Source organism: Acidiferrobacterales bacterium (assembly GCA_028820695.1).
Taxonomy (GTDB): Bacteria; Pseudomonadota; Gammaproteobacteria; order Arenicellales; family JAJDZL01; genus JAJDZL01.
In genome coordinates this window covers 1-11,884 of record JAPPIB010000047.1, presented here as the reverse complement: position 1 = coordinate 11,884, position 11,884 = coordinate 1, and the positions used below count along the sequence as shown (strand labels likewise).

The following is an 11,884-nucleotide window of genomic DNA, read 5'->3' as shown; positions in this document are numbered from 1 at the left end:
TTACGCCAGAATCGGGCTGTTGATGCGAAAATAATGCTCTAACGCGATTTCAGGGGGTATTGACTGTGATTTTCGTCGATCGTGCAAGTCCGACAAAGGCAAACTGTGTCCGGATGGGTCAGGCGTGCGATGGTTTGGGAGATTGGCGCTGGCTGGATAAAATCTGCCAGACTTTCAGAAGTTGTTCGGTCGGAATGTCTGGTACAATGAACGTGAAATTGTCGTACTTCCCCTGACAGATCAGAACCGCCAAGTGCCAGGTAAAATCCCATCAGAATTCATCCAAGAGCTCCTCGCCCGAGTTGATATTGTAGATGTCATCAATTCCCGTGTACCGCTGACCAAGTCCGGCCGTGAATACAAGGCGTGCTGCCCGTTTCACAATGAACGCACTCCTTCGTTTTTTGTCAATCCCCAAAAGCAGTTCTACCATTGTTTCGGTTGCGGTGAGAGCGGGACTGCTATTTCGTTCCTGATCAAATACGGTAATCTGCAGTTCCGTGAGGCGATTGAAGATCTGGCTTCAGCAGTTGGCATGGAGGTCCCTGCCACCCAATGGGGACGGCCGGTCAGTGGCGATTTTGAAAAACTGCTCGAACTGATGTCCAATGTTCAGTCTGCCTATAAGACTGAGTTGCATCGCGCCGAAAACTCGGTTCCACGCGATTATCTTAAAGGGCGCGGGATCACGCGCGAGTCCTCACTTAAGTTCGGAATTGGGTATGCGCCGGACGAATGGGATTTTCTCCTGAATAAGTTTGGCAGAAATGATTTCGAGCGGAATCTGCTCGATAAGGCAGGTTTGATCACCAAAAAGGATGGTGGTGGATACTATGATCGTTTTCGGGGTCGGATCATGTTTCCGATCGAGGATCGACGCGGACGCGTCATCGCTTTCGGAGGCCGGGTCATCGGATCAGGTGAGCCGAAGTACCTGAACTCACCGGAAACGATGCTTTTCAAGAAAAGCAATGAGCTGTTCGGCCTTTCGGCCGCGCTGCCCGCCATACGGAAGGCCGGAAAGGTATTGATTGTCGAGGGATATACCGATGTCGTGGGTCTGGCACAAGGTGGTGTGGAATACGCGGTTGCCACTTTGGGTACTGCGACCACTCCCTATCATGGCAGGGAGCTATTTCGGACGGCGAACGAGCTCGTCTTTTGCTTCGATGGCGATCGTGCGGGCCGAAAAGCGGCGTGGCGCGCGATGGAATCGGTGCTTCCGATGATGTACGACGGCAGATTGGTGAGTTTTGTATTTTTGCCGCAGGGTGAGGATCCCGATTCCATGATCAGGGAGGAGGGAAAGGATGCACTTGAGGCCCGTATTCTCAGCGGAAAACCGATCGCTGACTTTATATTTGATGTGCTTGAGAACAGAACCGACATGAACCGTCATGACGGAAAAGCAAAGCTGATCGAGGACTTCAAGTCTATTTTTGTCCATATGCCGGACTCTTCCCTGCGCGAGTTGATGTTGAGTGATCTGAGGGAGAAGACGGGCTTGAGCGAGCACTTCATTTCGTCCAGGTTATCGCAAACTTCAACCCATCGCGGTCCGCAGCGAAGTGTGCCAAAATCAACCCGAACCGGACCCTTGGATCTTGCATCAAAAGCGCTGGCTGTTCTCGTGCAAAATCCCAGCTTCGGATGGTCCCGGACAAGCCTGAGTGAATTAGAGGTGCTTAAAGATTCCAATGTACGGCTTTTGGTTGAAGTGATTGGGTTATTGAAGGAGCATCCGAACATCACGACCGCAGCGTTGATTGAGAATTTCAGGGAATCTGAGCACTTTGCGATATTGCAGAAATTCGCCAAGCTTGAGCACAATGTCGCACCGGGTGGCCTGCAAGGTGAGTTTGAGGGGATGATCGAGAAACTGTATCAGCGGGTCGCTGACGAGGGGAGAAGAAGTTTAACGATGAAGCCAGAACTGACTGCTGAGGAACTCAGGGAGATTCAGGACGGTCTTCAAAGCAGACACTTATCCGGAAGCAGACATTAGCGTGGCATCCGACTCGTCGAGTCTCATTTCAGAATTCGATATTGATCGCCGGCGTGGCAGCCAGCTGTTGATTGAAGATTTCAATTGGCGGTACTTTCAAACCAAATTGCAGTTAACCTTGCGGGAACTTCTCCCGAATCAAATACAATACGTGCTGAATTTCTCGGGCCCGTAGCTCAGTCGGTCAGAGCAGTGGACTCATAATCCATTGGTCGAAGGTTCGAATCCTTCCGGGCCCACCATTGGAATGATCCCGAACCGTTGTCAGTAACGTTACTGCCAGGCAATGGTTCGGTGATTGCAAGCGCATTGATTGAGGAATGCGCAATGTAGTAGGGTTTGCCGCATCTAGGATATTGCGGTTTTAGTTTCATTGGCCCAAGAAGCTTTCGGAGTGCCATTGCTGATTCACCGGTATTCATCTCCAGCACCTCGTTGAATTTTGAAAGTCTAGACTCAATCCACTCAGATGAGGGGGCTTTGAATATCTTTTCTTTTGCTTGACGCAGGCTGTCAAGTTTCGAACGCAATGTATCCACTTTAGTCTCGCTTTCCAGCAATGCTTCATTGAGTGTTCGGCTAGCATTGCCTTCACCGATGAAGTTGATGTAGTTTGCCAATCGCTTTTCCTCTTCACGTACTTGTGCCTTTTTTCGCCGAATGGATTCGGGAATATCGGAGCAATGTTTAGCAATTTCAGATTCAAGTTTTTCGAAGAGATAAGAAATTTGTTCAGGAGACGAAATCATTCGCTTAACTTCATTGATCACCACCTTTTCAACTAACTTCCGACGGACAATAATCTTGTTGTCACAGGAGTTCTTTCGAGCGTTCGGGCAGTCGTAGTAGCCGCCACTTTTTCCACTCATCTGGCTAATGGTTGAACCGCATGCATCACAGGTCATAGAACCTGCAAGCAAATGAGTTGGGTAGTGTTCCTGAATCCGGCCCTGTTTTCTAGAAAATCCTTGCTTCCCTTTCTGTCCTGGCCAAGTTTTTGCCACCTTTTGTCGTTTTGTCAGAACGGTTTTCCCAAAGGTCCTGGGAAACGACTCTTAGAGAATCATCGTGCTGGGTAATCCACTCTGATTCAGGCTTGGGAAATTTGCGAGTACGACCCGTTTTCGGGTCTCGACGGTTTTCGGACTTATGCCAGACCCATTTGCCGATGTACTTTTCATTATCAAGCATGCGGGCTACGGTGTTTGTGGCCCAGTTTTTCTTCTCATGCTTTCTGCCGCGAACACCCTCTTTGTTGAGGCATTTCACGATGCTGTTAAGCGACTTACCTTGCGAATATTCGCGGAAAATCCTTAAAACAATATCCGCTTCACGCGGTTCAATTTCAATCTTGCAGCCTTCAGGACGAGATCATCCTTCTTTATCCGTGACAATTATTCCGGACGGCACCGATTTGTAACCGAAGGTTCGCTCTCCAGCAGAAAAGCCGCGCTGCTTTTGTCCAATCAATCCTCGAAGTGTTTTTTCTTGAGATCACGCAACTGCATCTCGTTGAAGATTCCTCGGATCTGAATTCCAAGTGTTGATTCCTCGTCATAGCTATCAAGATTGTCTGCTACTGAAATCACACGAATTCCGGCGTATTGAAAATCAGCCAACACTGACAGCATAAGGAAATTATCTCTGGCAAGACGGGAGAGATCATCGACATGCACAACATCAAACAATTTACTTTCTGCCGCAGCGATCATGGAGTTGAGACCGAAGCGGTCTTTGTGGAGCCAGATTGTGCGTGATCGGTGTAGATGTGGTCGTCAAGTACAGTAAAGTTTCGTTTGCGTGCTAGGCGACGGCAGGTGAAGATTTGATCTTCTATGCTTTCCTGACGTTGACTTTCTGTGCTGTAGCGGGCATAAATTGCAGCACGCATGAATAAGTCTCCTCAGTAGTATTCTGACTTTCGGTTTCTGACATTTTCATCAACCGCACATACTCTTTAGCGAGTTCCGCGGCCAGATGGTCTAACAGCGGACGACATGAAATGTCAGGTTGGTTGGTTCGGTCTTGTTGTTTAGATGGTTTCATTGATTTGCTTGTCAAATCTATTTAATAATAGACAATGTCTATTATATATAAATTCACAGATAATACCAATAGAACACCGGATATTCGAAATCAATGGCCATTCGGTTTGTGTGATGTTGCATTAACGCAACGCGTTAAAGACGACGGTCAGTTGCACATTGAATTAACGTATCAAGTGTTGGCACTGGATGGAAAAACACGCTGTCGTGTTGCAACCCCAACTGGAATTAAATCGAAACAATCAAAGGGATTGAATTTCCAGCATCAGGGAGCGGGCGATATTCGTTAGTTTAAACTCAAATCGGGCAAGATTTGAAGTGCTGGAAGAGGTGAGAAATTGCGCATTTTGAGTCATTTGCGACGATTCGACTTCCTGTAGTGAAAATGTGCAGTTTTCGTTGTTCTCGCTAATGTCTACTCCACCGTAGATTTTTTTTGGTCTGCCCGGGGCACCAATCGCAAAATACAACAATGTTCCGTTGGTGATTATTCCGACAATTTCTGGCGAACCATCTACCATCAACGCATCAGGAAGGTTGAAATTATCGATCGTTTTACTTACTGACTCTTCAAACTCGCGAAGCACGTAGAGTATGTTCGTCGAGAGCGCAGTGGGAAAATGAAAATCACTGAGAACCAAGGTAATTGAAAATTCAAAAACATTTCTTGTTGAAAACCTTCTGCTGGAGCCGCGTCCCTTTGCATCGGAAAAGTCCGGAGTGATTACCCTTTTTTCGCAGAGATAAATTAACCGATGCTGCGGTTGTTGCAGCAACTTGGCTATTTCAGATAATGTCCACTCAGTCTTGTTCATGATAGATGTCTCCTATTATAAACAGAGGGGGGTCAAACGCATAGAGTTGAAATTCCGTGTAGAGTAAAATCAACGCCTGTTTAACGAAAGCTCAAAATCAAAAAGCCAATTACTCGCGAATTTCCTCACTATGACCTCAGAACAACAGCAAATATTAGAAAAACAACTTTGGAAGATTGCCAACGAACTACGTGGCAATATGAATGCGGATGAATTCCGCGACTATATTCTGGGGTTTGTATTTTTCAAGTACCTGTCTGAAAAACAACATCTTTTTGCAAATAAACTTCTTGAAACTGAGGAAGTAAAGGAATTTACCGAAGTTACGGACGACGCACTCATCGAAGCGATTCGCGATGAATCATTAGAACAGCTCGGATATTTTCTTCCCCCCGAAGAGTTGTTTTCTGTTATCGCCGAGAAGGGCAACGCCAATCTTGAAGAAGAAAGCAACTTCATCCTGGATGACTTGACGACAATTCTCAACAACATTGAACAGAGCACAATGGGGACTGAGAGTGAAGATGATTTCAACAAGTTATTTGAAGATCTCGATCTTAACAGTACGAAATTAGGCCGAAGCCCCAACGCACGAAATACACTGATTGCCAAGGTTCTATTGCATTTGGACAAAATCGATTTTGGATTGGAAGAAACCGAATCTGATGTATTAGGTGATGCTTATGAATACCTGATCGCGCAGTTTGCATCTGGAGCTGGAAAAAAGGCGGGTGAATTTTACACGCCTCAGCAAGTGTCGAAGGTGATGGCAAAAATTGTTGCGTTGGATAAGCAAAGACTCAAGGATGTGTATGACCCCACTTGCGGGTCCGGTTCTTTATTGCTGCGAGTTGCCAGAGAAGTTAACGTGAGCTTATTTTATGCGCAGGAATTGAATCGCACGACCTACAATCTTGCGAGAATGAATATGATTCTTCACGATGTTCATTACTCCCATTTTGATATCCGTCAGGAAGATACTCTGGAAAATCCTCAGCATGGTGACATGCAATTTGAAGCAGTTGTCGCTAATCCTCCATTTTCGGCAAATTGGAGTAGCGGTGACAATCCGCTAAACGAAAACGATGATCGATTCAGTCAGTATGGCAGGTTGGCACCGAAGACAAAAGCGGATTTTGCATTTGTGCAGCACATGATTTATCACATGGCGGAAAATGCGACTATGACGGTTGTGCTGCCGCATGGTGTGCTGTTTCGGGGGGCGGCCGAGGAGACAATACGAAAGTACATCATTCAGGATCAGAATTATCTGGATGCGGTCATTGGACTGCCGCCAGCATTGTTTTACGGAACCGGAATTCCAGCATGTATTTTGGTATTCAAAAAGTGCAGAGTCAATGACAATGAAATATTGTTTATTGATGCGTCGCAGGATTTTCAGAAGGAAGGGAAGCAAAACAAGCTGCTTGATGAACATGTAGAGCGCATTGTTGAGACTTACCAGAAGTGGGAAACGATTGAGAAATATTCCTATGTTGCAAGTCTTGAAGAAATTGCTGAGAACGACTACAACCTGAACATTCCTCGTTACGTGGATACGTTTGAGGAGGAAGAGCCGGTTGACCTAAGTGCTGTAGCTAAGGAGATTCATTCTTTGGAATCAGAGATGAAACAAAATGATGCGGTTATCTTGAGATTCTGTCGGGAACTGGATATTGCGACTCCTTTTTCGGTAGAGTGAAAATGAGCTTGGACTCCAGCAGAAGATCACCAGTACTTCGGTTCAGGGATAGCCTGGGTAAGAAGTATCCAGATTGGATTCAATATTTTTTAGGAGACTGCGTAAAGTTCAGTAAAGGAAGAGGAATTTCCAAAGAAGAAATTGTTGACGATGGCAAGTTGAAATGCATACGGTATGGGGAGCTTTACACTCACTATGGAGAAGTAATATCAAGTGTAGTTTCGGCAACAAATGTTTGTGCCTCCACGCTTGTGTTTAGCAAACAAAACGATGTAATTATTCCAGCATCAGGCGAAACTGCATTGGACATAGTATCTGCATCTTGTGTTCTTCTCGACAACGTGGCGTTAGGTGGAGATATCAACATTATCCGAAGTGAGCAAAATGGAGTTTTTCTTGCTTATTGTTTGAATCAGAAGAGAAAGGATATTTCTCGTTTTGCACAAGGAATATCAGTAATTCATCTCTACGCCACAGGACTCCGTCGCTTGCAATTGTCACTACCGTGCATAGAAGAACAACAAAAAATCGCCGACTTCCTCTCGTCAGTCGACACAAGAATTGAGCAGTTGGAGAAGAAAAAGTCCCTGCTTGAGCAATACAAGAAAGGCCTGATGCAGAAGCTATTCAGTAAGGAAATTCGGTTTAAGGATGATGAGGGGGAGGAGTATCCGGAGTGGGAAATTAGTAAATTAGGAAAACACACTACGACACGGAATGGTGAATCGAACAGAGAAGATTCTTACGAGGTGGGTGAATACGCTTTTTTTGATCGGTCTCAAGATATTCGGGCTAGCACCAAGTACATTTTTGATGGTGAAGCGATTATTGTCGCTGGTGAGGGAAAAGAGTTCTTGCCTAAGTACTACGTAGGTAAATTTGACCTTCATCAAAGATCCTATGCGATCATGAATTTTCAAGGCGTATCTGCAATGTTTGTGTTTTACTCTCTTACCCATAATAGAAATTACTTTCCATCGGTAGCAGTAGGTTCTACGATGAAGTCATTACGACTGCCAATGTTCATTGAAATGCCAATCCGTCTACCTTATTACCGAGAGCAAAATAAGATAGCCAATATCCTCTCTTCAGTCGACAACAAGATTGAACTCGTAGCAGAGCACATCACCCACACCAGAATGTTTAAAAAAGGGCTGCTACAACAGATGTTCGTGTAGCGGTTTCGCTCAATGGAAAAACTCAGACAAGAAATCAAGAGGTTAAAGAAGCACCGGTTGAACAATTACGAAAGTCACTGTGAATTAATCGAAAGATATCTTGAAGAAAGACCGGACATTTCAATTGAAAGCTGTAAAGCGATTCTCGAAGGCATATCGAAACTTGTTATTCATCTGCTGACACAAGAACCTCTTTCTCGATTGAATTCGTCGAATTTCGACAATCTCTTCAAATGGGCACTAAATGCAATCGAAGAAAAGGGTGGCAGAGATTTCAGGTTCGACCCCGATTTCATTAAACGAATGGGTGCAGCAGTTAAATACCTGGGAGAGATCAGAAATCAGCACAGTGACGTCAGTCACGGAAGAGCATCGCTAAAAGAGCAGGTGAGCGATGCTGATCTTGCTGAAATGGTGGCAGGTATCACGGATAGTATCGGTACATACATGCTAAGAAAACTCGAAAATCTGAATCATTTCCCAACTGATTCTGATCTCGACTACAGTAGAAACGACGATTTCAATTTGGCGACCGATGAGTCTCATCCAATTGAGGGGGGATTGTCCTACAGCAAAGCACTTTACGATCAAGACCCTATTGGGTATCAGGAATGGCTTGAAAACTGGCGTTCTGAGTTCAACCCGGAATAGTAAATGTCTACTCAATCCGAACAGGCACTCGAAAACCTTCTGATCCAGCAGTTGGAAACGTTGGGTTTTGAGCGCGTTCGAATCGAAGACGAAGAACAACTCATTGCGAATCTCAAGCAACAGCTGGAGAAACACAACAAGATCGATTTATCGGATCAAGAATTCAAGCAGGTTCTAAACAAACTCAACCGCGGCAATATTTTTGAAAAAGCCAAGATTTTAAGAGACAGAATCGACTACACCAAAGATGACGGCAAGGTCTCTCACATAGAGCTGATCGATCAGATTCACTACTGTAAGAACCAGTACCAGGTGACTAACCAGGTAGCGATGCGAGGCAAGTACCAGAATCGCTACGATGTGACACTGCTGATCAACGGGATGCCACTGGTCCAGATTGAACTGAAGCGCCGAGGCCTTGAAATCAAAGCCGCATTTAACCAGACGCTCCGATATTGGAGAGAGTCCTATCAGGCCGGCAGCGGTCTTTTCGGCTACATTCAGATATTCGTTATCAGCAACGGTGTCAACTCGAAATATTACGCTAACAATCCGAACAGCAAACAGGACTTCAAGCAAACGTTTTTCTGGAGTGATATAGACAACCTAAAAATTACCCAGCTTAGTGATTTCGCAGAAACATTCCTGGAAAAGTGCCAGCTTTCGAAACTCATTACAAAATACATCGTGCTTAACGAAAGCACGCAGATGCTGATGGTGCTTCGTCCTTATCAGTACTATGCAGTGGAAAAAATCGTAGAAAGGGTAAAGAACACTTCAAAGCATGGCTACATATGGCATACCACGGGTTCAGGTAAAACCCTGACCTCATTCAAGGCAGCTCAGATACTGACACAATCCCCTGATGTTCATAAGGTGATGTTTGTTGTTGACCGCAAAGATCTCGACTTTCAGACCATCAGGGAGTTCAACAGCTTCAGTGCTGGCAGTGTCGATGCAACCGGCAATACCAATGTTCTTGTCAGGCAACTCAAAGACGATACTTCGTTAATTGTAACAACGCTCCAGAAACTTAGTATTGCTACTGGCAGATCAAAATTTACAAATCAGCTGCCGAATGAATTGATTGAAAAAAGAGTAATACTGATCTTCGATGAATGCCATCGAAGTCAGTTTGGGGAAACACACAATCAGATTCGAAACTTCTTCCCAAACGCGCAGATGTTTGGCTTTACCGGTACTCCGATATTTGCCGAGAATTCGAGTACGGTTGCACACGGAAAAAGAACAACCAAAGATCTATTTGACGATTGTCTGCACAAGTACATCATCACCGATGCCATACGGGATGGCAATGTGCTTAAGTTCGCAGTCGATTACATTCAGACGGTAAGACAAAAGGATGGAGTGACCGACGTACAAGTCGAAGCGATTGATACGGTCGAAGCCATGGAGGCGGACAAACGAATTGACGCAATAGTCGATTACCTCATGGACAATCACAAGCGCAAGACTCATGGCAAGGAGTTTACTTCAATTTTTTGTACTTCAGGGATACCGGTACTAATCAAGTATTACGACGCGTTCAAGGAAAAGATAGCCAGTTCGAATCAGCAAATGCAGATTGCGACGATATTCTCGTATCAAGTCAACGAAGATGATAAAGATGAAGCGGGATTTCTGGAAACGGATTTGACTGATACCGGTGCTGGTACAGGAAACAAACACAGCAGAGAAAAACTGGAAGAGTACATAGCGGATTACAACGAAGCATTCGGGACTAATTATTCGACAGCGAGTTTCTACAGTTACTATCAGGACATTGGCAAAAAGGTTAGGGACCGACGCGTGGATATTCTGCTCGTGGTCAATATGTTTCTGACCGGGTTTGACAGCAAGTATCTGAACACGATCTATGTTGACAAGAACCTGAAATATCACGGTCTGATTCAAGCTTTTTCCCGTACCAATCGCATCTTGGGAACAAAGAAATCACAAGGCAATGTGGTTTGTTTTCGAAATCTGAAAACGGCAACTGATCAGGCGATTGAGCTCTTTGCGAACAAGGAGGCAATTGAGGAAGTTGTATTGCAGCCTTATGAATTCTATGTCAAGCAGTTCAATGATGCAGTTGCGGCGTTAAAGCAAATGGTACCTACCGTTGACGCAGTGAACGACTTGGAGACAGAAGATGACAAAGCAGAGTTTATTAAATTATTCCGAGATCTAATCAGGCAAAAAAATGTACTGACTTGTTATACTGAATTTGAGTTTAGCGACTTGAATCTTGATGAGCAGGAATTTACCGATTATCAGAGTAAGTACCTGGACCTGTATGAAGAAACCAAAAACGAGAGGACGAAAGAGACAGTTTCGATACTTGCTGATCTTGATTTTGAACTGGAGCTGATTCGTCGCGATGAAATCAATGTTGGCTACATTCTGATGCTTCTGGAAGAATTGCGCGATGCCAAGGAAAAGGAGCAGGAGAAAACCCTGGCCTTCATATCAAAAATACTGGACACTGAGGTTCAACTCCGAAGCAAGAAGGAGTTGATTGAGCGTTTCATAGCCGAGCACATGCCTGAATTATTCCAAGGCGAGAGTGGCAATTTACGTGAATCGTTTACGAACTATTGGGACGATGAGACTCAAATCGCTATGCAGAAATTAGCACAATCGGAAGGTTTGGAGAAAGTGGGCTTGAAAAACCTTATCGACGAATTCCTCTTCACTGAAAGAACCCCATTGACACAAGAGATCATCAATGTTCTGCTTTCAAAACCAAGATTAATTGAACGAATACCAATTGCCACCAGAGTTATCGACAAGGTCAAAGAATTTGTCGAAATTTATTTTGATGGAATTGGATAGATTTGCAGATTATCACCCACCACACGAAAGACGGGAACTGTACGTTTTCTCTTTTGTATACGTGCAGTATACGCGGATCATAAATTCAGATAACATGAGAAATTGACGACTTATATGGCTGAATCATTGAAAAATCTCGTAGAAATACACATACCCCGCCGGTTTGAAATTAAAGGGAAAGTCCTTGGCAACGATATTGAAAAGATTGGGAGCTTGGAGACAAAACAGCATGTTGTTGTAAATCCATACTCATACCGTCGAGTGACCGGGTTGGTTGCTGAAGTTGCCGAGAACAAGTCCATTGTATTCTTGCCGAGGAAGACAACTTCGAACTTAAGAGGTGAGGATGTGGTTGTAGTCCCTGAGTGTGCATCTCCAGAGGATCTTAGTAGAAATAGCAAATATGGAGAAACAACTTGGCTTCGGCCTAAGGGCCGACTAGCTGGAGAAATTTCACTCGATGATGCGATTGAAATTTGTCAGTGTGTTCGACACTCGTGGCGAGAGAAGTTCAAATTTCAAGAAGAAGTTCGTAGTGATACAGGTGTACTTCAACCAGGTTTGCGACCACCTCAGATCGGAGCGTTGTATGCCGCACGGGTGTGCGTCAAATTTTTTCATTTGCCATATGTTGCATTGACTTGTCGTACCAG

At 44.7% G+C, this 11,884-nt stretch carries 7 protein-coding genes, 1 tRNA gene and 1 pseudogene; 7 read left to right on the top strand and 2 right to left on the bottom strand.

Features of this window, described 5'->3' with window-relative positions; all coding sequences use genetic code 11:
• The first annotated feature begins 253 nt into the window (after positions 1 to 253).
• Positions 254 to 2,005, top strand: a complete 1,752-nt coding sequence (gene dnaG, locus OXI60_07440) for a DNA primase (protein ID MDE0309644.1) — start codon at positions 254 to 256, stop codon at positions 2,003 to 2,005.
• Positions 2,006 to 2,170: 165 nt separating this feature from the next.
• Positions 2,171 to 2,247, top strand: a tRNA-Ile gene (locus OXI60_07435).
• 1,224 nt (positions 2,248 to 3,471) lie between these two features.
• On the opposite strand, the pseudogene OXI60_07430 reads toward OXI60_07435, so the two are convergent.
• Positions 3,472 to 3,896, bottom strand: a pseudogene (locus OXI60_07430) (recombinase family protein).
• 396 nt (positions 3,897 to 4,292) lie between these two features.
• A complete protein-coding gene (locus tag OXI60_07425) occupies positions 4,293 to 4,865 on the bottom strand; it encodes a hypothetical protein (GenBank protein MDE0309643.1) in 573 nt (190 codons plus the stop codon).
• A gap of 130 nt (positions 4,866 to 4,995) precedes the next feature.
• On the opposite strand from OXI60_07425, the gene OXI60_07420 reads away from it, so the two are divergent.
• From OXI60_07420 to OXI60_07400, 5 genes are all read left to right on the top strand, one after another.
• Positions 4,996 to 6,567: a type I restriction-modification system subunit M gene (locus OXI60_07420; GenBank protein ID MDE0309642.1), complete on the top strand. Its 1,572-nt coding sequence runs from the start codon at positions 4,996 to 4,998 to the stop codon at positions 6,565 to 6,567.
• 2 nt (positions 6,568 to 6,569) lie between these two features.
• On the top strand, positions 6,570 to 7,745 hold the full coding sequence (locus OXI60_07415; protein ID MDE0309641.1) for a restriction endonuclease subunit S: 1,176 nt from the start codon (positions 6,570 to 6,572) through the stop codon (positions 7,743 to 7,745).
• A gap of 12 nt (positions 7,746 to 7,757) precedes the next feature.
• Complete coding sequence (locus OXI60_07410) at positions 7,758 to 8,396, top strand: abortive infection family protein (GenBank protein MDE0309640.1); 639 nt, start codon at positions 7,758 to 7,760, stop codon at positions 8,394 to 8,396.
• 3 nt (positions 8,397 to 8,399) lie between these two features.
• Complete coding sequence (locus OXI60_07405) at positions 8,400 to 11,231, top strand: type I restriction endonuclease subunit R (GenBank protein MDE0309639.1); 2,832 nt, start codon at positions 8,400 to 8,402, stop codon at positions 11,229 to 11,231.
• A 114-nt stretch (positions 11,232 to 11,345) separates the two neighbouring features.
• The coding region (locus OXI60_07400; GenBank protein MDE0309638.1) for a hypothetical protein at positions 11,346 to 11,884 on the top strand (539 nt) is incomplete at its 3' end.

What these genes read in the sequence shown, in the direction of transcription:
- OXI60_07425 (MDE0309643.1), bottom strand. Translation starts at nt 4,865, where the DNA reads ATGAACAAGACTGAGTGGACATTATCTGAAATAGCCAAGTTGCTGCAA.
- OXI60_07420 (MDE0309642.1), top strand. Translation starts at nt 4,996, where the DNA reads ATGACCTCAGAACAACAGCAAATATTAGAAAAACAACTTTGGAAGATT.
- OXI60_07410 (MDE0309640.1), top strand. Translation starts at nt 7,758, where the DNA reads ATGGAAAAACTCAGACAAGAAATCAAGAGGTTAAAGAAGCACCGGTTG.
- OXI60_07405 (MDE0309639.1), top strand. Translation starts at nt 8,400, where the DNA reads ATGTCTACTCAATCCGAACAGGCACTCGAAAACCTTCTGATCCAGCAG.
- OXI60_07415 (MDE0309641.1), top strand. Translation starts at nt 6,570, where the DNA reads ATGAGCTTGGACTCCAGCAGAAGATCACCAGTACTTCGGTTCAGGGAT.